Annotated in this window: 29 protein-coding genes, 1 tRNA gene and 1 pseudogene; 9 read left to right on the top strand and 22 right to left on the bottom strand. The window is 63.5% G+C overall.

Features of this window, described 5'->3' with window-relative positions; all coding sequences use genetic code 11:
• Window positions 1-15: 15 nt before the first annotated feature.
• The 4 genes from OO12_RS01030 to OO12_RS26605 all read right to left on the bottom strand — a co-directional run bounded on the left by OO12_RS01030 (window position 16) and on the right by OO12_RS26605 (window position 3,616).
• The gene (locus OO12_RS01030) at window positions 16-1,227 is read right to left on the bottom strand and encodes a diguanylate cyclase domain-containing protein (RefSeq protein WP_034156742.1); all 1,212 of its coding nucleotides are present in this window, start codon (window positions 1,225-1,227) and stop codon (window positions 16-18) included.
• Complete coding sequence (locus tag OO12_RS01025; protein ID WP_160296699.1) at window positions 1,224-1,763, bottom strand: YfiR family protein; 540 nt, start codon at window positions 1,761-1,763, stop codon at window positions 1,224-1,226. The genes OO12_RS01030 and OO12_RS01025 overlap by 4 nt, the downstream gene beginning before the upstream one ends.
• 125 nt (window positions 1,764-1,888) lie before the next feature.
• Window positions 1,889-2,194, bottom strand: a complete 306-nt coding sequence (locus OO12_RS01020) for a hypothetical protein (protein WP_034156741.1) — start codon at window positions 2,192-2,194, stop codon at window positions 1,889-1,891.
• A gap of 87 nt (window positions 2,195-2,281) precedes the next feature.
• Complete coding sequence (locus OO12_RS26605) at window positions 2,282-3,616, bottom strand: VanW family protein (protein WP_160296698.1); 1,335 nt, start codon at window positions 3,614-3,616, stop codon at window positions 2,282-2,284.
• A gap of 167 nt (window positions 3,617-3,783) precedes the next feature.
• Between OO12_RS26605 and OO12_RS01010 the strand changes: the two genes are divergently transcribed.
• Window positions 3,784-4,269 (top strand): MliC family protein, encoded by a 486-nt coding sequence (locus OO12_RS01010; protein WP_082006258.1) that lies wholly within the window; start codon window positions 3,784-3,786, stop codon window positions 4,267-4,269.
• A 368-nt stretch (window positions 4,270-4,637) separates the two neighbouring features.
• Here the strand turns inward: OO12_RS01010 and rplA are convergent, their stop codons facing one another.
• The 7 genes from rplA to OO12_RS00975 form a co-directional block, all read right to left on the bottom strand.
• Window positions 4,638-5,336, bottom strand: coding sequence for a 50S ribosomal protein L1 (rplA, locus tag OO12_RS01005; RefSeq protein WP_034156739.1), 699 nt, complete (start codon window positions 5,334-5,336; stop codon window positions 4,638-4,640).
• A gap of 4 nt (window positions 5,337-5,340) precedes the next feature.
• Window positions 5,341-5,772, bottom strand: a complete 432-nt coding sequence (rplK, locus tag OO12_RS01000; RefSeq protein ID WP_034156738.1) for a 50S ribosomal protein L11 — start codon at window positions 5,770-5,772, stop codon at window positions 5,341-5,343.
• Window positions 5,773-5,947: 175 nt separating this feature from the next.
• Complete coding sequence (nusG, locus tag OO12_RS00995) at window positions 5,948-6,484, bottom strand: transcription termination/antitermination protein NusG (protein ID WP_034156737.1); 537 nt, start codon at window positions 6,482-6,484, stop codon at window positions 5,948-5,950.
• A gap of 4 nt (window positions 6,485-6,488) precedes the next feature.
• Complete coding sequence (secE, locus tag OO12_RS00990) at window positions 6,489-6,689, bottom strand: preprotein translocase subunit SecE (RefSeq protein ID WP_034156736.1); 201 nt, start codon at window positions 6,687-6,689, stop codon at window positions 6,489-6,491.
• A gap of 395 nt (window positions 6,690-7,084) precedes the next feature.
• Window positions 7,085-7,161, bottom strand: a tRNA-Trp gene (locus OO12_RS00985).
• Between the two features lie 46 nt (window positions 7,162-7,207).
• Entirely contained in the window at window positions 7,208-9,565 is a 2,358-nt protein-coding gene (locus OO12_RS00980; protein ID WP_034156735.1) for a putative bifunctional diguanylate cyclase/phosphodiesterase, read from the bottom strand.
• A 123-nt stretch (window positions 9,566-9,688) separates the two neighbouring features.
• Window positions 9,689-11,467 (bottom strand): fatty acyl-AMP ligase, encoded by a 1,779-nt coding sequence (locus tag OO12_RS00975; RefSeq protein WP_082006257.1) that lies wholly within the window; start codon window positions 11,465-11,467, stop codon window positions 9,689-9,691.
• A 176-nt stretch (window positions 11,468-11,643) separates the two neighbouring features.
• Between OO12_RS00975 and OO12_RS00970 the strand changes: the two genes are divergently transcribed.
• The 5 genes and pseudogenes from OO12_RS00970 to OO12_RS28985 form a co-directional block, all read left to right on the top strand.
• Window positions 11,644-12,144: a regulatory protein RecX gene (locus OO12_RS00970; protein WP_082006268.1), complete on the top strand. Its 501-nt coding sequence runs from the start codon at window positions 11,644-11,646 to the stop codon at window positions 12,142-12,144.
• 69 nt (window positions 12,145-12,213) lie between these two features.
• Complete coding sequence (locus OO12_RS00965; RefSeq protein ID WP_082006256.1) at window positions 12,214-12,807, top strand: cold-shock protein; 594 nt, start codon at window positions 12,214-12,216, stop codon at window positions 12,805-12,807.
• Window positions 12,807-13,310 carry a DUF192 domain-containing protein gene (locus OO12_RS00960; RefSeq protein WP_034156734.1) on the top strand — a complete coding sequence of 168 codons (504 nt, stop codon included), beginning with the start codon at window positions 12,807-12,809 and terminating at the stop codon, window positions 13,308-13,310. Before OO12_RS00965 ends, OO12_RS00960 begins: the two co-directional genes overlap by 1 nt.
• A gap of 41 nt (window positions 13,311-13,351) precedes the next feature.
• Window positions 13,352-13,744: an NADH:ubiquinone oxidoreductase subunit NDUFA12 gene (locus OO12_RS00955; RefSeq protein WP_034156733.1), complete on the top strand. Its 393-nt coding sequence runs from the start codon at window positions 13,352-13,354 to the stop codon at window positions 13,742-13,744.
• 212 nt (window positions 13,745-13,956) lie between these two features.
• Window positions 13,957-14,190 (top strand): annotated as a pseudogene (locus OO12_RS28985) (DUF2155 domain-containing protein); the annotation flags it as partial.
• Between the two features lie 35 nt (window positions 14,191-14,225).
• On the opposite strand, the gene aat reads toward OO12_RS28985, so the two are convergent.
• The 4 genes from aat to OO12_RS00930 all read right to left on the bottom strand — a co-directional run bounded on the left by aat (window position 14,226) and on the right by OO12_RS00930 (window position 17,674).
• Window positions 14,226-14,996, bottom strand: coding sequence for a leucyl/phenylalanyl-tRNA--protein transferase (gene aat / locus OO12_RS00945; RefSeq protein WP_268747906.1), 771 nt, complete (start codon window positions 14,994-14,996; stop codon window positions 14,226-14,228).
• Complete coding sequence (locus tag OO12_RS00940) at window positions 14,993-15,706, bottom strand: ParA family protein (RefSeq protein WP_034156731.1); 714 nt, start codon at window positions 15,704-15,706, stop codon at window positions 14,993-14,995. Before OO12_RS00940 ends, aat begins: the two co-directional genes overlap by 4 nt.
• A 154-nt stretch (window positions 15,707-15,860) precedes the next feature.
• Window positions 15,861-16,244, bottom strand: coding sequence for a hypothetical protein (locus OO12_RS00935; protein ID WP_082006254.1), 384 nt, complete (start codon window positions 16,242-16,244; stop codon window positions 15,861-15,863).
• Window positions 16,245-16,372: 128 nt separating this feature from the next.
• The gene (locus OO12_RS00930; RefSeq protein ID WP_034156730.1) at window positions 16,373-17,674 is read right to left on the bottom strand and encodes a Y-family DNA polymerase; all 1,302 of its coding nucleotides are present in this window, start codon (window positions 17,672-17,674) and stop codon (window positions 16,373-16,375) included.
• A 109-nt stretch (window positions 17,675-17,783) separates the two neighbouring features.
• Between OO12_RS00930 and OO12_RS00925 the strand changes: the two genes are divergently transcribed.
• On the top strand, window positions 17,784-18,194 hold the full coding sequence (locus tag OO12_RS00925) for an acyl-CoA thioesterase (protein WP_443024531.1): 411 nt from the start codon (window positions 17,784-17,786) through the stop codon (window positions 18,192-18,194).
• 447 nt (window positions 18,195-18,641) lie between these two features.
• Here the strand turns inward: OO12_RS00925 and OO12_RS00920 are convergent, their stop codons facing one another.
• From OO12_RS00920 to OO12_RS00900, 5 genes are all read right to left on the bottom strand, one after another.
• Window positions 18,642-19,142, bottom strand: coding sequence for a DNA-deoxyinosine glycosylase (locus tag OO12_RS00920; protein WP_034156729.1), 501 nt, complete (start codon window positions 19,140-19,142; stop codon window positions 18,642-18,644).
• Entirely contained in the window at window positions 19,139-20,386 is a 1,248-nt protein-coding gene (locus OO12_RS00915) for an RNA polymerase sigma factor (RefSeq protein WP_034156728.1), read from the bottom strand. The genes OO12_RS00920 and OO12_RS00915 overlap by 4 nt, the downstream gene beginning before the upstream one ends.
• Window positions 20,387-20,397: 11 nt before the next feature.
• Window positions 20,398-20,763 (bottom strand): YciI family protein, encoded by a 366-nt coding sequence (locus OO12_RS00910; RefSeq protein ID WP_034156727.1) that lies wholly within the window; start codon window positions 20,761-20,763, stop codon window positions 20,398-20,400.
• 139 nt (window positions 20,764-20,902) lie between these two features.
• Window positions 20,903-21,409, bottom strand: a complete 507-nt coding sequence (locus OO12_RS00905; protein ID WP_034156726.1) for a DUF1993 domain-containing protein — start codon at window positions 21,407-21,409, stop codon at window positions 20,903-20,905.
• Between the two features lie 110 nt (window positions 21,410-21,519).
• The gene (locus OO12_RS00900; RefSeq protein ID WP_235364631.1) at window positions 21,520-22,665 is read right to left on the bottom strand and encodes an alpha/beta hydrolase family protein; all 1,146 of its coding nucleotides are present in this window, start codon (window positions 22,663-22,665) and stop codon (window positions 21,520-21,522) included.
• Window positions 22,666-22,981: 316 nt separating this feature from the next.
• Between OO12_RS00900 and OO12_RS00895 the strand changes: the two genes are divergently transcribed.
• Window positions 22,982-23,302, top strand: coding sequence for a hypothetical protein (locus tag OO12_RS00895; protein ID WP_052215376.1), 321 nt, complete (start codon window positions 22,982-22,984; stop codon window positions 23,300-23,302).
• Between the two features lie 43 nt (window positions 23,303-23,345).
• On the opposite strand, the gene OO12_RS00890 is transcribed toward OO12_RS00895, so the two are convergent.
• Together OO12_RS00890 and OO12_RS00885 are read right to left on the bottom strand one after the other, a co-directional pair.
• The gene (locus tag OO12_RS00890; RefSeq protein ID WP_235364630.1) at window positions 23,346-23,948 is read right to left on the bottom strand and encodes a helix-turn-helix domain-containing protein; all 603 of its coding nucleotides are present in this window, start codon (window positions 23,946-23,948) and stop codon (window positions 23,346-23,348) included.
• Complete coding sequence (locus tag OO12_RS00885) at window positions 23,932-24,390, bottom strand: YybH family protein (protein ID WP_235364629.1); 459 nt, start codon at window positions 24,388-24,390, stop codon at window positions 23,932-23,934. The genes OO12_RS00890 and OO12_RS00885 overlap by 17 nt, the downstream gene beginning before the upstream one ends.
• 163 nt (window positions 24,391-24,553) lie before the next feature.
• Here OO12_RS00885 and OO12_RS00880 point away from each other — a divergent pair, with 163 nt between their 5' ends.
• Window positions 24,554-26,869, top strand: coding sequence for a TonB-dependent receptor (locus tag OO12_RS00880; protein ID WP_235364628.1), 2,316 nt, complete (start codon window positions 24,554-24,556; stop codon window positions 26,867-26,869).
• The last annotated feature ends 31 nt before the right edge of the window (window positions 26,870-26,900 follow it).

Here is a 26,900-nt window from a genome sequence, read left to right as displayed (position 1 = left end):
TCCTGTTGCCTGTCTCTATCGCGTGGATCGTTTCGCCGCGAACATCTCGCTGTCCGCATGATGGATCAGCGCCGCCACATCGGCCCCGTCCCGTGGGTAAACCGCGGCACCGATGCTGAGGCTGACCGAAACCTGCTCACCCGAAGGGAGGTCGATCGGCAAGGCCATGGCCGCCGCGATGCCTTCGCGCACCCGCGATACGGCTGCGAGGTCGCTGGGCGCCGCCAGCAACAGGCCGAATTCGTCGCCGCCAAGGCGGGCGGCAAGGTCTTGCGCGCGAAGTCCGGCGCGGAGCCTCACGCCGATTTCAGCCAGCACCACATCGCCGGCCGCGTGGCCGAAACGATCATTGACCTGTTTGAACCCGTTGCCATCGGCATAGAGTACGGCAAAGGTCGTGCCGTCGCGGATCGCCTGCTCCAGCATCGCCGCCAGTTGCTGATCGAACAGCGCCCGGTTGGGCAGCCCGGTCAGCGCATCGTGCGTGGCGCGATGACTGAGCGTTTCGTTTTCATAGCGCAGCCGGTGTTGCCATTGTTCCAGTTCGGCGAGCAGCGCGTTGAAATCATCGCGTAACGTATCGACCTCGAGGATCGTCGCTTTGGGCGCGCGGCGGTCAAAGGCGCGGTCGACGCGGACCGCATGCGCCACGGCGGCGATCGCGCGCAGCGGCGCGATCACTTCGCCCTGAAGATGGCGTGCCAGCAGGAAGGTCGCGATCCCGGTCACAATCAGGCAGGCGAGGGTGCCGAGCAGCCCGGCCTGGATATACCCCGAGATCAGTCCCGTCCGCCCACGGACCCTGACTTCGCCGATCCTCACGCCCTCATGCACCACTGGCGCGATCGTCGGATCGGTGAAGTAAAGCGCCTCGACGATGCGGTTGACCGATAGCCAGGGCGCCGGCCTGACCGGGGATTTCCATTGTGCCAGGATGCGGCCGCCATTGACTGACACGGTGATCTCCGCGATTCCATCGGTGGAGGCGAGCGGCGCGATACTGCGCCGCGCTGCGTCCGCATCGTCGAAGATGATCGCGGGCGCGACGCTGTAGCTCGCGGTCTGGGCGATCAGCTTAAGATTTTGCTTGGCATAAAGGCCAACCGTGGTGAAGCCGGTGAGCAGCACTGTCAGTCCGGCTATGCCGACGGCGAACAGCGTCACCCGGAAATGAACCCGGGTCAGCACCTGGCGAAGAGTGGGCAAGGGTCTGGCTTGATCCGTCATGCCGGACCCTCATTCGCACTTGTGATGCGCAGGACGCGAGGATCGACCCGTACGGTTCCGCGCGAAATGGCATCGAGGTTGAGCTGGAAGCTCAGCGTGCTGGTCCGCACGCGCAGGCAGAACATGGCGCCGCCCCGGCATTGCGGATCGGATTCCGCGATCGACAGGATGGGGCGACCATGGACGCTCGAAATCATCTGGCGCTGCCGCTCGGGCGCCATTGTCCCAAGGTAGAGAATGTCGCAGTCGTTGGTGGCGCTGCCCGCGGCGATCTTGCGCAGCGCAACCGGACGGCTTGCGCCATGGTCGATTTCGGCGGCCCGCAGCGCGACTTGCGTGACGCCACTGATACACAGCCGCAATTGCTGAGGATTCACCGGCCAGCGTGTGTAGCTGATGATCCCGCCCACAGTGCGCGACACGGCGATCGCCTGTTCAATGGCGTCGGTTTGAAACTTCGATTCCGTGACGGCGATCGGAGGCGGTGTGACGGTGTCGTCGACGCTGGCCGCCAACAGGGCGATTCCAAAAAACACCAGCGTGCCATTCCCCACTCGGCCTTTGGTTAAGCGGCCATCAACGAACGCTACCGAAATGACCGGTCGAATGCCAGCAAATTGCTGTGCTGCGGCATAACGGCACTGCGCTACGGGGCAGATGGCTAAATTGCGGCAAGCATCGCGCTGCGCAGGCCATTGACATCACCCGCTTCTATCAACGTCAACCCCGGTTGCGGCGGCAGGCCGCAAGCAGTTGTCGCAATGACCGGCAAGCCTGCGGCAAGTGCCCGTAACAGCGTGTGGGGGCGATGTTCGAGCAACGCCGGAAGGACGACGCCCGCCAACTCGATGGGCTGTTCGCCAGAACCGGCACGACGCACCTTCAGGCCTGACCAGAAGCCTGGCTCTTCTTCGGCGCTGCGTTCGATCAGCAATTCGATCTCGAGTCCCGCCATTGCCTCGCGCATTGTATGGACGCCCTTGCGCCCTACGGCGGGACCGGCGAACAGGAAGCGATGTCCCCCTTTGCGGAAAGGGAGTGGTGCGGCCGGCGCTCAGTCGATCAGCTCGATGCGATCGGGGAAATGGTCGGCCACGGCATGGTGTGGTGTGATCAGGCGTCGTGCCGCCGCAAGCGCTGCGCGTTCCGCTGCCACAACTGATGCGGGCGCGCGAAAATCGCCCAGGGTGGGGCTTTCGGCATGACGCGCGCGGGCGGTGTCGAGGATGTGGTGCAAGGCGTGCATCGGCAGCCGATCGAGCAGCACGTCGAAGTGCCGGCCTTGCAGTATCCCGGCCCGCCAGAGATGCGGAAGCAGCGTCTGCGCAATAACGAGATGGGTGTTGAGGGGCGATAGCGCGCGGGCATGGGCTGCCGCCATTCGTGCGTCCGCCGTCAGCATCAGCGCCGCCAGAGGTGCCCTGCCAGCGTGGAGACGGAGCGCGATGGAACGCTGCAAGGCGGTCAGGTCGGCCGTGTGTTCACGCCCGATGCGGGGCCAACTCTGCGCGTTCGAACCGAAACGACGGGTTGGAAGCAGCAATATGTCATCGGGGCCCGCCTCTGCCCGATACTGCGCCGCGAATTCCGGCGAGGGCGCATCGACGAGCCACGCAATCGGTGTCGCCATCCGCCGTGGTTGGTCGGGATCATGGCGATGGCAGCTGACCTGGCCGCAGTTCAGGCAATCATTGGCGGACAACCCGGTGAACAGGCTGGCCGTGGGAGCGTCGGCGAACTGGGCATGGCTGCGGATTTCGACTTCAAGCGTATCGGTCGTGAGCCGCGCCTCGATACGGAATGCGTGTTCGGCACGAAGCCGCAGATCGAGATAATTCCAGAACACTGTTGCGTCCCGCCCCTCGGCCGCGCGCGATCCGGGGACGATGCGCGTATGCGCATGGCGTTCGACGATCTCCAGCCGGGCGTCGAGTGCCGCCTCGTACAGCGCGTTGGACAATTGGCACAGGCCGCCGCCGATGGTGGCGATCATGCAGCCTTCGCGCAACTCGCGCCCCGCCACGAATCCGCGACGCCGCACGGGGCGTCCGACATGGCGCCAGAAACTGAACGTCTCGCCTGCCGCCACTTCTATTGCGTCGATACCGCGCAACGCAGCGCGGAGATTCTGGATCTTGCCGGCATTGAGTGCGTGATTTTTCGCGCCGCCCGAGGCTGTCCAGAGCGGCGAACTGACCGAGGCGATGACCGGTGCCTCGCGCAATGCCGCCGATCGCGGCTGCCGTCGTGGTGCCGTCCCCGGCGCGATGTCGCGCATCAGGCGATGGACACGCAGCAGCGAGGCCTTGGTCGAAAAGACCAGTGCGCTTGCGCGGGTTGGAACACCTGTACGCGGCATGGCCGTCGCGCTGGGAGTCCGTTCGGTCACATAATCCCTTTCCAGCCCATGACAGGATGTCATTCATCTCATCGGAGTCAATTGGTCGGCGACATGTCTTGTCGCAGGCGCATGCCGTGCTCATCATGCGGTCATGGCGACTCCCGTGATCATGACCCCGATGGGAGGACAGGGCGTTGCGCGGAAGGATTTTCACGATGCGTATGGAATTGGTGCTCGCGCTCGGTGCGGTGTTGATGCTTGCGGGCTGCGATCAGGACGATCCGGCCGAAGGGAATCAGAGCGGGAAGGTTGCGGGGCTGGCGGCCAATCAGATGGTCGCACCGGAAGCGGAGGATGGCATGACAATCAACGCAGCGACCGCTTCGCGTACCGATAGTGCGGGCGGGTCGGAGCGATTCACCTGCGACAATGGTGCCGGTGTCGTCGTCACCTATGGCAATGGCGCCGCCGCGCTGCTGATCGACGGGGAGGAATATCAGCTTCCCAACGTTTCGGCGGCTTCGGGATCGAAATATATGAGCGATACCGGGATGACCAAGGGCAAGAGTCTGACCTGGTGGAGCAAAGGCAATGGCGCGATGCTGATTGAGGCTCCGGTCGGCGACACATCCGGCACCAAGGACGTCGTCCTACAGTGCAAGCAGGCCGCTGATGCGAAAGCGCAACCCGATATCGGCTGACTGAGCGGCTAGAGCGGTTTCGAGCTGGGTTGCCCACCCACCGTTTGCCCTGAGCCTGTCGAAGGGCACGCGCAGCGCATGGGCTTCGACAGGCTCAGCCCGAACGGGGGACGATTCCACCCAAGTCGATGGTGCTCTAGAGTTTGATCCAGCTGCGCTGAAGCGTGGCACCGGCCTGCTCCCCCACCCGGCCACCCATTCAGTATATTCTGTGGGTGGCGGGGTGGGGGAGCGGGCGGAGCAGCCCAAGGTTCCGGCGATGCAACGCATCGTTGGAATGGCTGTGCCGTCTGGCTGGATCAAACTCTAATAGCAAAAGGGCCGGAGTTTCCTCCAGCCCTTCGCTTATTCAACTTTGCCGGCCTGGATCAGGCAGCGACGACCTCTGCGGTGTCGACCTTGATGCCCGGGCCCATCGACGAGCTGACCGCGATCTTGCGGACATACTTGCCCTTGGCGCCCGACGGCTTGGCCTTGACGATCGCGTCGACCAGCGCATCGAAGTTCGCGCGCAGATCTTCCGCCGGGAACGACGCCTTGCCGATGCCGGAATGAATGATGCCGGCCTTCTCGACGCGATATTCGATCTGGCCGCCCTTGGCTGCCTTGACCGCTTCGCCGACGTTCATCGTCACCGTGCCGAGCTTCGGGTTGGGCATCATGCCCTTAGGCCCGAGGATCTTGCCGAGGCGGCCGACGATGCCCATCATGTCCGGGGTCGCGATGCAGCGATCGAAATCGATCGTGCCACCCTGGACGATTTCCATCAGGTCTTCCGCACCGACGACATCGGCGCCGGCTTCGCGTGCTTCGTCAGCCTTCGCACCCTTGGCGAACACGCCGACGCGCACCGTCTTGCCGGTGCCCTTGGGCAGGGTGACGACGCCGCGAACCATCTGGTCGGCGTGACGCGGATCGACGCCGAGGTTCAGCGCGACTTCGATCGTCTCGTCGAACTTGGCGGTGGCATTGGCGCGCGCGATCGAGATCGCTTCGTCGATGCCGTGCAGCTTTTCGCGGTCGACGGTCGTGGCGAGGGTCTTCGCCTTCTTGGTCAGCTTTGCCATGTTCTCAGCCCTCCACCACTTCGAGGCCCATCGCGCGGGCAGAACCCTCGATGATGCGCGTTGCCGCTTCGATATCGTTCGCGTTCAGATCCTTCATCTTGGTCTGGGCGATTTCGCTCAGCGCCGAGCGCTTGATCTTTCCGGCGGAAACCTTGCCTGGCTCCTTCGAACCCGACTTCAGGCCGGCGGCCTTCTTGATCAGGTACGACGCCGGCGGCATCTTCGTTTCGAACGAGAAGCTGCGATCGGCATAGACGGTGATGACGGTGGGAAGGGGCGTGCCCGCTTCCTGATCACCGGTCTGCGCGTTGAACGCCTTGCAGAATTCCATGATGTTGACGCCGCGCTGACCCAGAGCCGGGCCGATTGGCGGGCTGGGGTTGGCCTTGCCGGCCGGCACCTGCAGCTTGATGTATCCAGTAATCTTTTTAGCCATGTCTCACTCTCTTTCGTGGGGGCTTCGCGAAATATCGCTCCGCCCTGATCAAGTTTAGCGGTTCAAGCGGCGTTTGACGGCCTCCCGCGGGTACGCATTCACTGGTTCGTTTCGCGGCCCTTGCGGGACACCGGGACGAACGGCCCGAAACTGAATTTCCTTATCGCCGCGGCGATTACTTCGCGCGCTCGACCTGCTCGAATTCGAGCTCGACCGGGGTGGCGCGACCGAAGATCGACACCGACACCTTGACGCGGCTGCGGTCGAAATCGAGTTCCTCGACGATGCCGTTGAAGCTCGCGAACGGGCCGTCGAGCACCTTGACCGAATCGCCGATCTCGTAATCGACCTTCATCTTGGCCTTGGGCGCGGCAGCTGCCTCTTCCTTCGAATTGAGCATCCGCGCGGCTTCGGCTTCGCTGATCGGCTGGGGCTTGCCCATCGAGCCAAGGAAGCCGGTGACCTTCGGCGTGTTCTTGACGAGGTGATAAACGTCGTCGTTCATGTTCAGCTTGGCGAGCACATAGCCCGGCATGAACTTGCGCTCGACCGCGATCTTCTTGCCGCGGCGGGCTTCGGTTACCGTCTCGGTCGGAACTTCGATCTGCTCGACCAACTGCTCAAGACCCATGCGGGTCGCCTCGGCCATGATCGAATCGCGGACCTTGCCCTCGAAACCGGAATAAGCGTGAATGATGTACCAGCGCGACATGCGTTCAACCCTTGGCCAGCGACAGCAGGTACGCGACGACCATCTCGAACACCGAATCGATGCCGAGGAAGAAGATCGCCAGCAACGTGGTCATGATCATCACCATCACACCGGTCATGATCGTCTCCCGGCGCGTCGGCCAGACGACCTTCTTGGTCTCGGCCTGAACCTGCCGGATGAATTCGAGTGGTGTCGTTCGTGCCACGTTAAGTGCCGCTTTCAAAAAATGCCCAAAAACGAGGCAAAGGACCGCTGCCCGGTTCTAACCGAACCGGTGCCGCCCAATCCTCGATATCGGATGGCCGCTGCATCTAGCGATTCGGGTGCCGTAACGCAAGCGATGGCGTTCGGCCCGTCGCAGGCAAGCCACGGGATGGATGGTTAACGCATAATCCCTCCATTTCGGATGGATCGATCGACTGGTTGTCACGTTCCTGACCCAACTCCGTAATGTTGGCGGAGAGTGTCAAACGGGGGTTGCTCATGAACCTGGATGCCCGGACGATCCGGATCCTCGCCACGCTCAACAACGATGTGGAGCGCGCATCGCTCCGTTCGCTCGAGGAGCGGCACGGAAACCATGGCCGTGGTGATGAAGAATGGCAGGGGAGCACGGACTCGAACCGTGGGCCTTCGGTTTTGGAGACCGACGCTCTAACCAACTGAGCTACACCCCTGTGCGGTAGCGGCGTTTAACGAGGCCCGGCCTCCGGGGCAAGCACCTCAAGCAGCTGCTGCGTCCCTTTGTCCACGATTTGCGATCGCGCGGGCTTCTTCGACGGGCAATGGTCGGCCGAAATAATAGCCCTGGACCCTGGAACAGCCCAGATCCTGCACCATCAAATGCTCATTCTCAGTTTCCACGCCTTCCGCCGTGGTCGCCATGCCCAGGCTCTGCGCGAGCGCGACGACCGCGCGGATGATCGCGATCGCCTCGGGCACGCCCTTGGACGCCTGAGTCACGAAGCTGCGGTCGATCTTGATCGATGAGAAGCGGGTCCGGCTGAGATAACCAAGCGAGGAATAACCAGTGCCGAAATCGTCAAGGCTGAGGCGGACGCCCATGTCGAGGATTTTCTCGAGCACCTGGATCGCGCACGTGCCTTCTTTCATGAAGACGCTTTCGGTCACCTCCAGTTCGAGCCGGTCGGCGGGCAGCCCGCTTTGCGCCAGCGCGGAAGCGACCACGGCCACGAACGCGGGATTATGCAGCTGTTCGGGCGAGACATTGACCGCGACGCGTACCTGACTCCGCCAGCGGACCGCCTCTTCGCACGCGGTGCGGAGCACCCATTCGCCGATCGGCGCGATCAGGCGGGCATCCTCGGCCAGGGGCACGAACTTGACCGGGGAAATGTTGCCATATTCGGGATGAGTCCAGCGCAACAGCGCCTCGAAACCGGTCAGCTCACCAGTGTCCGCCGCGACCACCGGCTGATAATTGAGGTGCATCTCGCCATTCTGCAGCGCCTTGCGCAGCGCCATTTCAAGTACGCGGCGTTCCTCAGCCTGCACATGAAGCTGCGGTTCGTAGCAATGGAAGGTGCCGCCGCCGGCGTCTTTCGACCGGTATAGCGCCAGGTCGGCCGAGCGGATCAGCATTTCGGCGGTACGCCCGTCGCGCGGGCCGGTGGCGACGCCGATGCTGGCGCCGATATACAGTGTGTGCTGGTCGAGCTCATAGGGCTTGGACAGCGTGGCGATGATCGCCTGGGCAAGTTTCTCGACTCGCGAGGAATCGGTCGCGTCGCGCACCACCACGGCGAACTCGTCACCGCCCAGCCGCCCGATCGTCTCATTGTCGGTGATCAGTTGATTGAGGCGTTCGGACACGCGGCCAAGCAAGCGATCGCCGATCGGATGGCCCAGCGTGTCATTGATTGCCTTGAACCGGTCGAGGTCGATCATCATGAAGGCGCAGCGGCTGCCCCATTTGTCGGCCTCCGCCATTGCGCGGGCGAGCGCTTCGTTGATCAGCAAGCGGTTGGGCAGGCCGGTCAGGGTGTCGAAGCGCGCCATCTTGTTGATCTTGTCGGCCGAAGCGCGCTGTTCGGTCACGTCGGAGCCGACACCGCGAAAGCCGATGAACCCGCCGCGTTCGTCGTAGCGCGGCGAGGCGGCGATTTCCCACCAGCGTTCCACGCCCTGGACCATGACCGGCAGCAACAGATCGCGAAACGCCTCGCGGCCCTTCAGCTTGTCCGCCAATGTGCGCAGCCCGGCGGCAAAATTGCCCGCTTCCCAGGTCGGCCCGGCCAGCACTTGCAGGAATGGCATGCCGTTGACCGAGAGCGGGTCAAGGCCGACCGAATGGGCGAAGCGTGGCGAGGCGCGGACGATGCGGCGCTGCGCATCGGTTTCCCACAGCCAGTCGGCGCTGTTCTCCTCGAATTCGCGCAGCAACAGGCTGACGGTCTCGTCGCGCTCGGCAAGCGCGATCTCGCCGGCGCGGATCACCACCAGCGACTTGCCGCGCACGAAACAGCCAAGCATCAGCAGTACGGTGAAAAGCAAGGCGGCGGCGGCGAGCAGCGGACCAGTGAGAATGAACAGCATCACCGCGATCGACGCGCCGAGGATGCCGAGAAAGGCGAGCGTGGCGAGCGGCAGCGCGGCCATCGCCACGGCGGAGGCGGTCATCAGGACCGAGAGCACGATCCACAGCCCGAGCGCGACATTGGCATCGGCCTTCACCCCGAAGGCGAGCGGCGGCACCGACCAGACAGCGGCGAGCGCAATGCCGTCGAGCACGGTGTCGCGCACATCGCGCAGCGTTGCGGTATGTCCGGTGCGACTGCGCGACGCGAGACGGCGGAACGTGATGGCGGCGCCGACTGCGGCGGTCACCGCGCCCCAGCTCGCCAATGCCCAGATCGGCGCAATACGGGCGAGAAGCAGGAAGACGAGCGCCGCGCCGATCAGATTCGCGCCGAACAGGAACACGGCGAGCTGACTGCCCGCGTTGAGCTGCGCGGCCCGGATCGGGGCCCAATCCGTCGTGTCCGCCGGATCATACAGACCAAGGAGCGCTCGCGCATCGATACGCGGCTGGGCGAATTGGGAGGAAGGCTGGGTGCTCACATCGCCATGATTACGCGATGCTGGTTAGCGGAAGGTTAGACCAGCGGCGGTTTTGGAGACTTATTTTACCCAAATAAGTCTCTTTTGACGCAACTGGGTCCCTCTCCTCGCGGGGAGAGGGGGTTATGCCGCCAGATCGTAAGGCTTGATGTCGCCGTTAAGGTAAAGATTGCGCGCTTTCGCGCGACTCAGTTTGCCCGAGCTGGTGCGGGGCAGGGTGCGTGGCGGGATCAGTTCGATCACGCAATTCATGCCGGTGACCGACCGGACGCGCTCGCGAATTTCTTCACGCAAGCGGACGCGCTCGGCATCGTCCGAACTGCGGCATTGCACCAGTACGGCGGGGGTCTCCTCGCCACCCGGCGTGGTGATCGCGAAGGCAGCGATGTCGCCGGCCTTGAAGCCGGGCAGCTGCTCGACCGCCCATTCGATGTCCTGCGGCCAATGGTTGCGGCCATTGACGATGATCATGTCCTTGGCGCGGCCGACAATGTAGACATAGCCGTCCGAGATATAGCCCATATCGCCCGTGTCGAGCCAGCCATCGGCCATGCACGCCTCGGTCGAGGCGTCGTCGCGGAAATAGCCGACCATCAGCGACGGGCCCGAACACCAGACCTTGCCGATCGCGCGTTCCGGCAGCGGCGTGCCGTCTTCCTCACGGATCTCGACTTTCATGTCGCGCACCGGCTTGCCGCAATTGACGATCGCGCGGAAGCGCTGCGGGCGATCCTGGCCATGCGCCACGCCCGATAGCTGGGTTTCCTCGACCAGTTCGACACGGATGCCTTCACCCGGGGGCATGATCGTCACCGCCAGCGTCGCTTCGGCCAGGCCATAGCTCGGCAGGAACGCGGTCGCCTTGAAGCCGGCATCGGCGAAGGCGTCGACGAACGCCTGCATCACATCGGGACGGATCATGTCCGCGCCATTGCCGGCGACGCGCCAGCGCGACAGATCGAAGCGGTCGCTCGCCTTGGTCTGGCTCGACATGCGGCGCGAGCAGATATCGTACCCGAAGGTCGGCGAATAGGAGAGGGTGGTGCCCTGGTTGCGGCTGATCAGATCGAGCCAGGCAAGCGGGCGGCGCGCGAAATCCTCGGTCTTAAGATAATCGGTCGAGACCTGATTGGCCACCACTGACAGGAAACAGCCGACCAGGCCCATGTCATGATACCAGGGCAGCCAGGAGACGCAGCGGTCGCTCTCGGTGATGTTCATGCCATGGCTGTGCGCGGCGAGATTGTTGAGCAGCGCGTGATGCGTGATCGCGACGCCGTGCGGGAAACGGGTCGAGCCACTGGAATATTGCAGATAGGCAATTTCGTCGCCGTGCGCCTGGGGCAGCGACACTTCGGGCGCTTCGCGTTGTTCGAATTCGGACCAGTCGATCCCTTCGACGCCGGCGATCTTCGCTGCTTCGCCCGCCATCTGGGCGAGTTCGGGCGGGTAGATCAACATGGTCGGATCGCAGCTCGAAAGCTGGACACGGAGCTGCTCGATGTAGGAATCGCGACCGCCAAACGATGTCGGCAAGGGCAGCGGCACTGGCCAGCCGCCGGCATAGATCACGCCGAAGAAGATGGCGGCGAATTCGGGGCCGGTCTCGGCAACCAGCGCGATACGATCCTCGGGCGTCACACCTGCAGCGATCAGGCGGCGCGCCATCGCCAGCGCGTCGTTGCGCATCTCGCTGAACGGATAGGGGCGGGTCAGCGTACCGCGCGCATCGTGGAAGTTGAGCCCGCGTGATCCGCTCGCGGCATAATCAAGGGCTTCGCCCAGCGTTTCGAAATCGGCGAAGCGCCGCGGCAAGCCGTCGTCGGTCGGCGTCGCGACAAGCGCCGCCGCAGCGTTCCGCTCATCCTGTCGCCCGTCCTGAGGCAGTGTATCGGTCGTCATCTATTTCGCGCCCTAGTGGCGGCGCTTGATGTGCCGCTCTTGTAGAAGCGTACACCTCTGCCCCGCGCTGGCGTTCAAAATCGGGTCCGACTGTGGCACAATGATGGCGCATGGTATCCGACCACCCTTCGCGAGAGCGCCAGAACCGCGAGCGCCGTGTCGCTCCGCCGCTTGATATGGCTGCGCTGGAGCGGCTAGCGCTGCGCTATGTCGAACGTTTCTCCACCACAAGGGCGCGGCTCGCCGAGTATCTGACCCGCAAGATTCGCGCGCGCGGCTGGGAGGGCAATAGCGCTGATCCGGTTGCGATCGCCGAGCGCATGGCCGAACTCGGCTATATCGACGACCGCGCTTTTGGTGAGGCGCGCGCTTCCGCCATGGCGCGGCGTGGTCTGGGCAAGCGGCGTGTGACCGGCGCGTTTCGCCAGGCGGGGATCGAAGAGGAGGATGCCGCGGCACTGGTGCCGGCGATCGAGGCGCGCGCGCTGGAGGCGGCGCTGACCTTTGCGCGCAGAAAACGCATCGGGCCCTATGCGCAAGGGGAGGCGGATCGCCCGCTGCGCGAGAAACAGATCGCGGCGATGATCCGTGGCGGACATGACTTTACTCTGTCGCGGCGGATCGCCAGCATGGCGCCGGGCGAGGATGTCGACAATTTGTCCCGAGAATGGTCGTAATCGGGCCAAGCTGGGGCTTTTTCCCGCCGCTACGATCGTGCTATGGCGGTTTTTCGGGGGAAGTTACGTATGCGTATCGAAACGCAGCCGGATGATTGGGACCGGCTAGGGGAAATATCGTCGCGGACGGAGGCGGATAACCTGCCCGTGTCCGACGGGACGCTGCACGCCGGCACGTTGAAGTGGTTCGACGTGACGCGCGGCTTTGGATTCGTGGTCGGCGACGACGCGTCGGTCGGCGACATATTGATCCATTTCTCGGTGCTGCAATCGCATGGCCGCCGCAGCTTGCCCGAAGGCGCGCGAATCGAATGCTATGCCGTGGCGCGGGATCGTGGGCTGCAGGCGACCGAGATCGTTTCGATCGACCTGACTCATGCCGTCGAGCCGCTGCCCCGCAGCCGGGCGCCGGGCGAACGAGTCGATCCGGCCGCGCTGATCGACTCCGCCGGCCCGTTCGAAGCGGTGACGGTCAAATGGTTCAACCGGTTGAAGGGGTACGGTTTTCTGGTGCGCGATGCCGATTCGGCGGATATTTTCGTGCATATGGAAACATTGCGCCGCGCCGGGCTGATCGAAGTCGAACCCGATCAACGGCTGCGGGCGCGGATCGTCGAGGGGCGCAAGGGACCGCTGGCGGTGGCCGTCGAAGAAGCAAGCTGATGAAGGCTGTTCGACCCTGGCTGGCGGCCATCGCTCTCGGCGCGGTGACGCTCACCGGCGGGTGTACGCCCGGCGACGCGGTGTCGGCCTCCGGCGAGGCAGAGGCTGCCACGGTTGTGACGATCAAAAGCAGCACCGGTGCGCATGTCTTCAAGGTCGACCTGGCCGATAGCGAGCCGGAACAGCAAAAGGGGCTGATGTACCGGACCGGCATCCCCAAGGATGGCGGCATGCTCTTCGCACCCTATCCGCCGGGCGGCGGAGCGCCGCGCGAAGCGAGCTTCTGGATGAAGAACACGCCGAGCCCGCTCGACATCATCTTCATCCGCGCCGACGGCACGATCGCGCGTATCGCCGAGAACACCATTCCATTCTCGGAAAACCCGGTCCCGTCGGGCGAACCGGTTGCCGCCGTGCTGGAGATCAACGGCGGCCGTGCGCTGGAGCTGGGTATCGTCGAGGGCGATAGCGTCAGCTGGACCGGAAAGAAGCAGGGTAGCTGATCGCGGTTGATGGCGGCCCGCTGGACGGCTAAGCGCGGATCATGGGCATCAATCTCAATCCATTCACCTGGTGGAACGGCGCCAGCTGGGGCACCATGATCGGCCTGCGCGGCAAGACCCGCGTTGGCGACGACGCGCTGGGCAATGTCTATTATGAGGGCGGCAAGGACACCAACGGCAATCCGCGCCGTTGGGTGATCTATGCCGGCGCGAACGATTCGAGTCGCGTTGCACCCGAATGGTTCAGCTGGCTGCATCATCAGGTCGACGATCTGCCTGATCGCTCGCTGCCCGCGCCACGCGTGTGGGAGAAGCCGGCCTTGCCCAATCTGACCGGTACCACTCTGGCCTATCGGCCGCCCGGCGCACTTGAAAAGGGCGGACGCCGCGCCGCCGCAACCGGCGATTACGAAGCCTGGACTCCAGAGGCGTGATCAATCGCCGCTGGCTGATCGGGGGCGGGCTTGCCCTGGCCCTGGGGGTTGGCGGCTGGTTCGGTTATGGCTGGTGGCAGGACCGTACGAAAACCGTTTCGCCGGAAGGCCGGGCGACGCCGCGCACCGCGCTCGATGAAGAAATCCCGTCGGCTGACGTGACCACGATCGATGTCTCGTCCGGCGTCGATCCCTCCTACGGTGCCACACCGATGGCGCAGCGCGTCGCGGTGCTCGGATTGCTCAACAAACGGAACGGCGTCGCGCGCGACATAACGCTGAAGCCGGGGCAAGCGACGCGAGTCGGCGGCGTGGTGATTCGCCTGCGCGCCTGTGAGCGCACCGCGCCATGGGAACAACAGCCCTATACCGGCGCCTTTGTGCAGGTCGATATCGAGCAGTCCAACAAGAGCTGGCAGCGAGTCTTTTCGGGCTGGCTGTACAAGGAGCGGCCGCAGCTCAATGTCGTGCTGCATCCGATCTATGATGTGTGGGTCAAGAGCTGCACGATGACTTTCCCCGAGGGCGGGCCGGATTCGATCAGCGCGCCCAGTGGCGAGGCGAAGGGCGGAGCGTCGCGACCGAGCGCGGAAAAGTCGCCCGCCGCACCGGCCGCGACCGAGCCTGCGCCGACCCCGACCACACCTTCGATCGCGCCGGTCAACAATCCGACATAATCGGCCCGGCTGATCTCCACCGCGCCGAGCGAGGCGAGGTGATCGGTCATGAACTGGCAGTCGAGCAAGGTGAAGCCGCCGATCCGCAACCGTGCGACAAGCCAGGCGATCGCAACCTTTGATGCGTCACGCGCACGGCTGACCATGCTTTCGCCGAAGAACGCCTTGCCCAGCGCAAGACCGTAAAGACCGCCGACCAGATCGTCACCGTCCCAGACTTCGATCGAATGGGCAAAGCCCATATTATGGAGCGTGCCGAAGACCTGCTCGATCTGGGTATTGATCCAGGTGTCGGGCCGGTCCTGCGCGGCTTCGGCGCACAGCGCGATGATCCGCGGGAACGCGGTATCGGCGGTGACGCGGTAGCGGTCGGCGATCAATGTCTTCTTCAGCGAATGCGAGAGGTGGAAGCTGTCGAGCGGCAGGATCGCGCGCTCCTTCGGTTCGACCCAATAGACGCTGCCGGCGTCGCGGGCGTCGGCCATCGGGAAGACCCCGACCGCATAGGCGCCGAGCACCAGATTGGGATCAAGCGGCACGACATCGAACGCCGCGTCAGGCGGCGCTCCGCTCACTTGGCCAGCCGTCGTTCGACTGCCTGCCACAATTGGGCAAAGGCCTGGCCGCCGGCCGATCTGCCCGCGAAGCTGCCGACCGGCGCGCGCCGCACCGCCATCGACTCGACCACGCTGGCCATCGGCACGACCGGCCAGTCGGGATGGCGCGCCAGCGCATCGGCATGGAGCCTGCGGCGACGATCGACCATCGAATGCACCGGTAGCACTTCTGCCTTCCCGCCAAGATGCTTGACCACCTCGGCATAGGCACGCTCGGACAAAGGCGAGGGGATGACCGGCACGACGATCAGGTCGGCGGCGCGCATCACCTGGTCGCTGGTCTCGGTCAGGCCGGGCGGGCAATCGAGCAGGATGCGATCATAGGATTTGCGCAAGCCGGTGAGTAGCTTCTGCAGCCGTTTCTTCTTGTCGAGTTCATGAAACAGCAAATCGAGGCCGCGCAGCGAGGCGTCGGCGGCAATCAGGTCGAGCCGCTCGATTCCCGTCTTGTTGATCAACTTGTCGGGTTCGACATCCTTGGAGAAGACGTCCTGGGCCGGCTTCTTCGATGGTTTGTCGGACAGCAGGAAGCTGCTCGCGGCCTGCGGATCGAGATCCCACAGCAAGGTGCGGCGCGCGGACAGGCTTGCGGCACACCATGCAAGATTGACCGCCAACGTGGTTTTCCCGACGCCGCCCTTCAGGCTGTAGATCGCGATTGTCGCCATGCGCGTCCTCCGGCTGTTGTGCAGTGCATCGTGCCGCAGGGCAGGAGGGGACGCAAGCTGAGCCGCGTCACGGGATGGATAAAAGGAGTGGGGAATAAAAAGGGCCGGTGGATCGCTCCACCGGCCGATTTTTTTGGGTGAAAGATCGGAGCGATCAGGCCTTGCAGGTGAGCGAGCCCTTCTTCGGCTGTGTCAGCGTGATGTTCTTCGGGTTGCCGGTCAGCGAATAGCCCTCGGCGACCAGCGGCTTGCCGGCTTCGTCGGCCTTGAGCACGGTCGTGGGACCGGTCTTCTCGGTCTTCAGCTGCGCCTGCTTGTCACCCTGGAAGAAGGTCACATAGACAAGGCTGTTGTCCTTGCAGCGGAACGTCACTTCCGCCTTCATCGCCGGCGGCAGCGCGACCGGCGCGCGGTTGGCGATCGCCTCTGCCTGGGGGTCCGGTGCGACGCTGGTCAGCACTTCGGGCGACTTGTTGTTGTTACAGGCCGACAGCGCGAGCAGCGCGACGGCGACGAGCGGGAGTGTGCGGTTCATCATGTCGGGCCGACGCTTCGCGCACGCAAAAGAATTCGTCAAGACCCCAGTTTTCGGGCCGAAACGAGCCCTTTGCGCTGCAATAAAAGCGTCATTTATATAAGCTTAACAAACAGACATTTAACGCGGATTCATTCATGAAATTCGTCGAGGTCGGGGATGCGCCCAAAAGCGATTTTGGTGCCGACGCGATCGATCCGCCCGCCCGATTGCGGGCCGAGGCTGACGGCATTGCGGCCGAACTTCTCATTGATGCGATCCATTGCGCGGCTCAGCGACAAGGTCCGGGTCTCGCGCGCCAGCGGATCATTGGGGTCGAGCAGGCCGAACAGTGAGTCCTGTTCGCCCGTCACCGGTTCGATTTCGGCGAGCGTGACGCCGATCATGCGGATCTGAAAATCGCCCGGCCGGACTTTCCCCGCCGCGTATAATTGCGGGAACAGGGTTTCGAGCGCGGCGAGCACCGCGAAGCTGTCCTGAGTCGAGGCGAGCTTGCGGCTGGCGCGCCAGGTCGACTTGTCATCCTCGAAGCGCGCATGGAGGATGAGCAGGCGGCTGCGATAGGATTTACGGCGCAAACGGCTGGTGGCCTTGAGCGCGAGGCGGCGCGCGGTGAGTCGCACCGCTTCGACGCCGCGCTTGCCGGGTGACAGGACATGGCTGTGGCCGATCGAACGGCTTTGCGTCGCTTTTTCGGGCAGGTCGACGCCGTGGAGCTGATACCAGAGCCTGTCGCCATTGGTGCCGCCCCAGGCAGTGCCGGCGTCGCGCGGGCGGCGTTCGCAAAGCTGGCGGATATCGTTGATGCCGTCCTGCGCGAGCCGGCGCTCCATTTTCGCGCCGATCCCGGCAATGTCGCGCAAGGCAAGGTCATAGAGCCGCTCGGGCAAGGTTTCGGCATCGAGAATGACCAGCCCGTCGGGCTTCTGCATGTCCGACGCGAGCTTGGCGAGCAGGCGGTTGGGGGCGATGCCGACCGAGCTGGTCATGCACTCGCCGATATTGGCGCGGATCCCCGCCTTGATGCGGTGGGCAAGCGCAATGGCGGCATCGCGGCCATTCTCGTTGTCGAGCAGGCGGCATGCGACCTCGTCGATCGAACAGACTTTCGTGACCGGAATGTGCTTCCAGATCTCGGCGACGATGGCGGCGTGATATTCGACATATTTCTCATGCTGCGCCGGCGTGACGATCAGGTCGCGGCATAGCCGCTTCGCTTCCCACACGGGCGTGCCGGTGGTGATGCCGTAGCGCTTTGCCTCGACGCTCGCGGCGATTGCCACGGTCGTGTCGCTGTCGACCGGCGCGACCAGGATCGGCTTGCCGCGCAGATCCGGGTTCAATTGCTGTTCGACGCTGGCGAAATAACTGTTCAGGTCGAGGAACAACCAGCGCAAGGGCCGCGGGGGTAAGGTGAGCGAATCGGTTGGCACGACTCGGAACAATAGCGGAACATCGGCGCGTGGGACAGGATGCCGTAACGGCGGATAATTTATGCGGCTCGCCCCGATATTAATCGCGTTGATACGCTTTCTTCCCTATATGGGAAAAGTGAGCACCGCGATCCCCCATCAGTACAGCGTCGGCATCGATCCGGCGGATATCGACTTTATGGGGCATGTGAACAACGCGTCCTATCTGAAATGGGTGCAGGATGCGGTGGTCAATCACTGGCAGCGCTTCGCGCCGGCCGATGCGGTCGCCGCGCATCTCTGGGTCGCGCTGAAGCACGAAATCACCTATCGCAAGCCGACGTTCCTCGACGATGAGGTGATCGCCACCGTCCTGCTCGAAAAGGTGCAGGGCGCGCGGGCATTCTACCAGACGATCATCAAGCGCGGCGAGGAAGTGCTCGCCGAGGTTCAGTCGAGCTGGTGCTGCCTGGACGCCAAGACGCTGCGTCCGGCGCGGATCGCGGAAAGCATTTCCGAACTGTTCTTCCACAAGGATTGAACGGCGCACGCTGGATTGGCGGTGGTGCGGCTATACCCGAGAGCGACAACCCTCAGCAGGACTAAACGACTCTTGTCATCCCGCGAAAGCGGGGATCCCGCTGCCTTGCCCGCACTCAGAGGAAGGAGAAGCGGGATCCCCGCTTTCGCGGGGATGACGAAGAGGCAACTATTTGAAGATATTTGATATAACCATCTGATATAATTACATTATATCACTTGCCGCTGAGATAGCGGAAAGGGAGATATGTTACACGACTGGTGTAACATATCTCCCGCTCCCGTCCTCGCAGTCCTGTCGCTCACCGCGATTCAACCGTCGCACAAGATCGGGCATCTCATCTCTCGCCGGACTGGTATCGGCACGCTCTTTCTTAGTGTTGAAAAGGGGATGGCTATGGCGCCGCCGGCGCGATGGATCCGCGCCTCACCGGCCGTGACGCAGGCGTCAGCCCTGGCGCAGATACGCGCGCAATGCCGTCCAGGCGGGCAGTTTGGCGGCCAGGCCGACCGTGTGCAGGGCACTGCTTGAGGGTAGCGCGACCAGCGCCACATCGGCTGGCAGCGCGCCGAGCTGTTTCACGCCGTGGCGATGGGCGGTGGCGCCGTTGAAACCGATCGCGCGGAGATCGGGCAGGGTGCGGACCAATGCGGCGAGATCATTGGCGACCGGGTCGATGATTGCCGCATCCATGCTGCCGTTGCGCCGCGCGCTGCCGACGACATCCCACAGGCCGACCCGGGCCTCACGCAAGGCGGCGAGGCGCTGGTCATAATCGAATGGAGTCAGGTCGGTACCGATTACTGCCGAGATCAACGGCCAGAACTGATTCTGCGGATGCGCATAATAGCGCGCCTCGGCGAGCGAGCGGTCGCCGGGCAGGCTGCCGAGGATCAGCAAACGGGAGCGGGTATCGGTGATGGGCGGGAAGCTGCGCTTGATGGTCATGATGCCGTCGGCGTAGCCAGTTGGGCCAGGCGTGACAGCAGAAACCGGCGCTCCGCCGGTTGCTGGGTCAGTTCGAGCGCGGTTTGATAGCAGGCGCGTGCGGGTTCGTCGTGACCGAGCCGGCGCAGCATATCGGCCTTTGCCGCATGGGCGAGATGGTAGCGGTCGAGCTTGCCTTGGCCCAGCACCGCATCGACCGCCGCCAGCCCTGCCTCCGGGCCGTCGCGCATACCCAGTGCGACCGCATGATTGAGGGCGATCACCGGCGAGGGATCGATACGGAGCAGCATGCGATAGAGTGCGGCGATCTGCGGCCAGTCGGTCGCGGCGTAACTTGGCGCATCGGCATGAAGCGCGGCGATTGTCGCCTGAAGGAGATAGGGACCGATGCGTCGCATGGCCATCGCGTGGTCGATCAACTCCCTGGCTTCGGCGATGCGCGCGCGATCCCATTGCGACCGGTCCTGATGTTCCAGCAGGACGAGGTCGCCCACCGCATCGACGCGCGTGGTGCGTCGCGCCTCATGCAACAGCATCAGGGCAAGCAAGCCCTTCGCTTCGCAATCGTCGAGCAACTCGACGACCAGCCGGCCGAGCCTGATCGCTTCGGCGCTCAGATCGGTCCGGGTCAGGCTCGGGCCGCTGGTCGCCGCATAGCCTTCGTTGAAGATCAGATAGATGGCGCGCAGCGCGCTATCGAGTCTGGCGGGAAACTCGGCCGGCGGCGGGACTTCATAGGGGATCGCCTCATCCCGGATCTTTGCCTTGGCGCGGACGATACGTTGCGCGATGGTCGGGGTCGGCGCGAGGTAGGCGCGGGCGATTTCCTCGGTGGTCAGCCCGCCGACTTCGCGCAGGGTGAGCGCGATGCGCGCATCGGGCGTGAGGGCAGGATGGCAACAGATGAAGATCAGCCGTAACTCGTCGTCTTGCACGCTTTCCGGCGCGACCGGTTCGACCAGCGGATCGGTGATGAGGGCGAGATCGGGCAGCACGCCGACCAGCCGCGCCTGACGGCGCCAGCGATCGATCGTCTTGAAGCGCCCGGCCGAGACCAGCCAAGCATAGGGATTGGCCGGCACGCCCTCGCGCGGCCAGCGGTCCGACGCGGCGACGAAAGCGTCGTGCAGCGCTTCCTCCGCCGCCTCGAATCCGCCGAGCAGGCGGATCAGAGTCGCAAGCACGCGCCGCTTTTCGGTGCGATAGGCCGCCTCGACCGCGGCGCGTGCTTCAACTGGGGTCAAAGCTCAGGGGCTCAAAGTTCTGGGCGGGGCTTGCTGTAATCGACCACCGGCCGGACTTCGATCGATCCGATCCGGGCCAGCGGATGGCCGCTGGCGACGCGCACCGCTTCGTTCATGTCGGGTGCGTCGATCACGACAATGCCGCCAAGCACTTCCTTGGTTTCCATGAACGGGCCGTCGACCGTCGAGACCTTGCCGTCACGGACCCGGATGGTGATCGCTTCTTCGGGAAAAACCAGCGCTTCGGCGGTAACGAAATGCCCGCTTTCGCGCAGCACTTTGTCATGATGCTGGCATTCGGACAGGGCCTGATTGGCCTCGGCAGAACCGCCGAAAAGCGTCTTGGGATGATAATAGATGAGGCAGGCATAGTGCATGATCGGGCTCCTTCGTTGGTGCTGTCAGTACACCTAGTCGTTCGGCCCCCGCGGATTTCGACATGCCCGGCTGATTTTTTCGGCCGCCCGGAAATGAGGTGGCGCGCGATGGCCACCCCAGCAACGGTGGATCACCGGATCAAGCCACACCAAGATAGTCGAGCTTGCCGATCGGGACGCCGTTGTGACGCAGGATCGCATAGGCGGTGGTGACGTGGAAATAGATGTTGGGCAGCGCGAAGCTCAGCACATAGCTTTGCCCGGTGAAGGTGAGGGCGCGAGTGGGGGTCTGAAAGATGACCTCCGCCGTCTCCTTGCCGTCGAGCGCTTCACGCGGGGTGCTGGCGAGGAGCGCCCTGGCTTTGGCGATGCGCATCTGGAGTTCGGCAAAGCTGGTTTCATTGTCCTCGAACACGACATTCTCGATGCCGCCGACGCGCGTCAGCACGCCCTTGACCGAGTCGGTGACGCGCTGAATCTGCGCGGTCAGCGGCGCCATGTCGGGGGCGAGACGGGCATTGACCAGCACCGACGGGTCGAAGCCCTTTTCGGTGGCGAAGGCTTCGCCCTTGGTCAGGACGCCCGACAAGGCATTCAGTGCGCGGTCGAAGACGGGCACGGTGAGATCGTAAAGCGATGTGGTCATGGTGACGCGTTTTAAGACTGTGCGCGGGTGGCGTCGATGGTGTTTGTGAGAGGACCGTCAATCGACATCGAATTCATCGCAATCATATTGTGGAGCGAGCGCGGATCGCCTCATTTCAGCCGTTGGGCGCGCCCATAGGGGCCACCAGGGACGCCCTTGATCCAGTCTCCCAGCAACCGAAGATATCCGTCCGTTATGCGAGTCGATTTTCGCGACCCATCCGGCAGGATGGTGAATTCGACCATGCCATGATCGGTGTTCGGGAACAGATAGCGGTCAATGCGCTTGCCCGATTGGGCAAGGCCGGAGAGCACTTTTTGAGTCGTCTCGATCGGCGCTTCGCGATCCTCGCCGGCCAGAACCCACAGCACGGGGATGGTCAGCTTCCTGAGCGTTGCGGCAGCGTCATAATGCCAGATGAGCTCGAGATTATCGAACCTTGCCTGGCCGACGCGCCGCAGATCGGCATCGGTCGCGCGCAGCATGTCGCCGCTATATTCGCCGTTGATCGTCTTCACCCATGGCTGGTCGCCAAACGAATGCCGCAAGCGCTCCAGTTCCTCATATCCCCGGGCGAAGTGCGACGACACCAGCGTGTCGGTGGCGCGGGACAAGCGGTCCAGGTCGGCGATGACGGCGGGCCCATAATTGGCGGCGCGCGCTTCCGAGATCATTTGCTCGCGATCCTCCTCGATCGGTGTGGCGACCAGACCGAAGCCGATTGCCACGAAGTCCGCACGGCTCCGCGTTGCGGCCAGCGGTGCAACCCAGCCGCCCTGACTGCCGCCATAATAGCCTGACCGGGTAAAGCGGCCCGCCGTCATCCCCTGCGCGGCGCCGAGCGCGGCGGCCGCATCGTCGGCAAGGAGTTCGAAATTCTGGGTATATTCACCTTCCGAGCCGCCGGTCCCGCGCTTGTCGTACACGAAGACGGTGATGCCCTGCGCGGCAAGGACATAAGGGTAGATCGAGGTCGCGACCGCGGAGGTGCGTTCCGAGCCATGGACCATGACGACCAATGGCTGGCGCTCCTTGCCGACCGGTTCGATCAGCTTGCCGCGCAGTGTCGCGCCGTCGCTGGCAAAGGTCGTGAGCGTTTCGGTAAGGCCGATTTTGGACCATGGCTTTCCGGCGACGGCGACAATGTCGCCCTCGCACGTGACGTGGCCCGCCGCGTCGCCAACCTGTCCCCGCCGTCCATCGACGAAGAGATAGCGCGAGTCCGTGGCGCCGTTCGCCGGTGGTGCGATGACCACGGCCTCTCCCGCGGAAGATCGGTATGCGCCAGTGGGGCAGGCCGCCGCGGATGCGGCCGGTGCGAGAGCGAGAAAGGCGAGGAGAAATTTGCTATGGTATCGCACGGAAGATCCTCAGAGGTCGCAGTTTTGCCTGATAAAGCGCTGTCGACATTTGTCCGTCAATGGGCGGTGGCGCATTGTGCGCACGCCCTGTCGCCCCGTCCTTGGCGATAATCGGCGCATTCGGGTTTGACTCGCTATAGGGGACGGAGTGGCCAGGCGGGATCGCAAATGAGCCGGGCACGTTGAAGATGACTCCGAAAGAGTAGAGTTTATGCCTCACGCCAGCGATACCGTTCAGTGTGCAGGCCCTGATAGTCCGCACGCCTTTGACAATATTCCGCTTCAGCCCCGCAATGGTGCGCTCGATGCGCGATGCCCGATCTGCAAGGGGTATGGACAATGGAACACCGAGATCGATCTGGTGAGCTTCCGCTGCAAGCGCGCCGCTTGCGGGCATTGCCTTGGTGCCGGCTGGGTGGAGACGGGCGATGATCCCGTCACCGTGCCCGATATCGTGCTGACAACGGATGGCCATCCGAAATGGACGACGATCAATGTTTCCGGCAATATCTCCGATCGGGATTCCGGCTGACTTTTCGCTCGATGGGCGAAGCGAGTGGGAAGCCTGACACGGCCTAGAACAGCGCCGGCGTTCCCACCCAGATCATTTTCACGTCACGGCTGCCGCCGTTGCGCATCCGATAAGGATGGCGCTGGTCGAAATGGGCGCTGTCGCCGGCTCGGAGGAGGAAATGCTCCTGACCGATCCACACATCGAGTTCACCCTCCAGCACATACCAGAAGCCTTCGCCCTCGCGATGCGTTGCTGGGGAAGCTAGGCCGGGCGGCACAATGATGTGCAGCGCCTCCATCTTGCGTTCTTCATGGCGACCGCTGAGGCGCGCATAGACCACTGGGCTGGTGCCGAACTGCAGATATTCAGGCTGATCCCCGCGACGAACGATCTGACCGGGGCGCGGCGCACCGACGAAATAGCTCATCTCCACGCCGAGCGCACTGGCGATCGATGTCAGCGAGACCAGTGACGGCATCGCCAGATCACGCTCGACCTGCGACAGGAAGGGCACCGACAGACCACAGGCATCCGCCAGCGCCTGAAGCGTCATGCCCAACCGTTTGCGGCGATCGCGGATCGCGGCGCCGATCAGCGGCAAGCCGGGCGTCTCGGCGGCGTCGGTTGACGGCGGCATCTGTGCGATCTCAGCTATGGTCTGCAACGATCCGCCAACCGCTTGCCGTATGTGCGAAAACGAGCGTTGTCGGGCCCGAGGCATCTCCGCCATTGGCCGCATCGCGGTGGAGGTGGAAGCGGCCCACCACATAGGCATGGCCATTGCCGAGCATCCGGAAATCCACGATCTCGAGCGTGAGTTCGCCCATGGCCGCGCGGGTGCCGCCACCGAAACGCTGGGCGTACCTTGCGCGGATCGCGTCATAACCCTGCACGAAATTGTCGCCGCTGACATAGGTCGTCGTCGGTGCCTTGTCGTAACAGGTCATGAAGCGGTCGAGATCGCCCGCATTCCAGGCCTTTGCGCTGGCATCCAGCACGGCCTGGACGGCGGCGCGCGCCTGTTCGGGCTTTGATGGCGCGGCCATCGCCACCGATACCGCCGTGATCGCGACGATCCCGCCCGTGATCATGCTGCCCATTCTCATGCCGATCTCCCTCTGTTCGAAAAGAACAATAACGAGCTCACAAAGATAAGCTACCATCAAAAATATTTGACAGAATGAAAATATTTATGCTTGTTTCATTTTCAGGCGGCAATGACCGTGGATGCGAGAGGCACAGCGGCAAATCGCTCTAAGGGGAATGGCAATGGGTTTTCGGTTTTCGATCATGCTTCTCGGCACTTGCGCAACGGGCGCGCTGACCATTGCGTCGGCTGTCACCGCGCAAACGGCCTCGCCCGCTCCGGTGGAGACGGCCGACTCGGCGGACAACGCGGCGCTGACGGAGAATAACAACGATATCATCGTCACCGCGCAGAAGCGCAGCGAGACGGTCCAGCGCGTCCCCCTGTCGATGACGGTGCTGACGCAGGGCGATCTCGAACGACGCGGCGTGCAGAGCCTTTACGACGTGTCGCGCATCGCGCCGTCGCTGGCGGTGGTGTCGTCCGGTCCCGGCGAAAACAACCTGATCATCCGCGGCATCTCTTCCATCGCAGGCTCCGCAGCGACCGTCGGCTATTATCTCGACGACACGCCGATCGCCGCTTCGGGCAATGCCGCGCTGCTGTCCACGCGCGGCGTGATCGACCCCTCGGCGCTCGACGTTGCGCGGATCGAAGTGCTGCGCGGGCCGCAGGGCACGCTGTATGGCTCGAGTTCGATGGGCGGCACGGTACGCTACATCAGCAACCAGCCCAACGTCGACAAGGTCGAGGGGCGCGTCCGTGCCGATCTGTCACATACCACGCATGGCGGCTTCAACTGGAACCTCAATGGCGTGATCAACCTGCCCGTCGTAGAAGACAGGGTCGCGCTGCGCGTGGCGGCCTATGTCCGTCGCGATGACGGCTATATCGATCGCTACACGATCGACCCCAACAACTATCTCGCCGCCGATCCCACCGCGAAGAAGCAGGATAACGTCAACACCTACAAGACCTATGGCGTGCGCGCGGCGCTGCTGATCAAGCCAACCGACACGCTGACGATCACGCCGTCCTTCCTCTATCAATATTCGCGCCTGGGCACGCCGTTCACCTTCGACGCGGTGCCCGGGTCACTCAAGAACCCGATCCAGACGCGTGACGTGGACGAGACCAACACGCAGAAGAGCTGGATCGCCAACCTCACGATCAAGCAGGAGCTTGGCCCGGTCGAGATCACCTCGTCCAGTTCCTATTATCACCGCGACGTCAGCCTGATCGACGACAGTTCGAAGGTGGTGAATTATTTCTTCGCGACCCCGACCGTCGAGCCGGTGGCGATGTATGGCACGTATCGCAACAAGGAGTTCACGCAGGAATTGCGCGCCGCGACCAATTTCAACGGTCCGTTCCAGCTGATCGCTGGTGGCTTCTATCATAATGTGACGGCACCGCTGGTCTCCGAGATCCCGTTCCCGGGCAATTTCAAATACCGGAACAACGTGCCGTTCAGCAGCTTCCAGACCATCTATGCCGGCACGCGCAATGCGACGCTGAAGGAATATGCCGCTTTCGGTGAAGCCTCCTACAAGCTGACCGACACGCTGACCGCGCGCGCCGGCCTGCGCGTTTTCCAGGTCAATCAGACTTTCCTCCAGACTGGCGACGGCTTGTTCAATGGCGGATTCTCGTCGGTCTACAACAAGTCGCGCGACCATGGCGCAACACCGAAATTCAGCGTCCAGTGGCAAGTAACCCCCGACAAGATGCTCTACGCCACCGCATCTAAGGGCTATCGCCCGGGCGGCCCGAACAACCCGGCGCCGGCCAATGTCTGCGGCGCGGAGGTGGCGAAGCTGGGCCTGGGCGCGGGCCAACTCACTGCCTATGGCCCCGATAATCTGTGGAACTATGAGATCGGTGCGAAGACGAGCTGGCTCGATCACCGCCTGACCATCAACGGTTCGGCATTCTATATCGACTGGGCCAAGGTGCAGCAGCAGATCGTGCTGCAGTGCGGATTCAATATCACGGCGAATTTCGGCAACGCGGTCAGCAAGGGCGGCGAGTTGGAGGTGGAATTCCGGCCGACGCGGCAAATCACCCTGGGTGGCGGTTTCGGCTATACCGACGCGACGCTGAGCAATGACGTGCCGGGCACTGCGGCGAAGAAGGGCGATCAGCTGCAGAACACGCCGAAATGGACAGCGAATGCGTCCGCCGAATATCACGACCGGATCAATGATGCGGTCAAGGGCTTCGCGCGGCTCGACTATTCTTATATCGGCCCGGCCGACTTCCTTTACGACCGGACCAGCCCGTTCCGCCGCCGCCAAGGCTTTTCGGTCATCAATGCCCGTATCGGCATCGATCCCGTGGACGGGCCGTGGGAGGCCTCGCTCTATATCAACAACATGTTCGACAAGCAGGGCGCGACCGACCTGCCGGTTGCGATCTCGGCCGATCTGCCGACCACGCGGCGGGTGGCGCTCAACCAGCCACGAACGGTCGGCGTCGCGCTCGGATATCGTTTCTGACGAAAAGGCGGCGGCAGCGATGCCGCCGCCC

This window comes from Sphingomonas sp. ERG5 (genome assembly GCF_000803065.1).
Taxonomy (GTDB): Bacteria; Pseudomonadota; Alphaproteobacteria; order Sphingomonadales; family Sphingomonadaceae; genus Sphingomonas.
The sequence above is the reverse complement of the archived record's forward strand: the minus strand, read 5'-3'. Positions and strand labels throughout refer to the sequence as shown.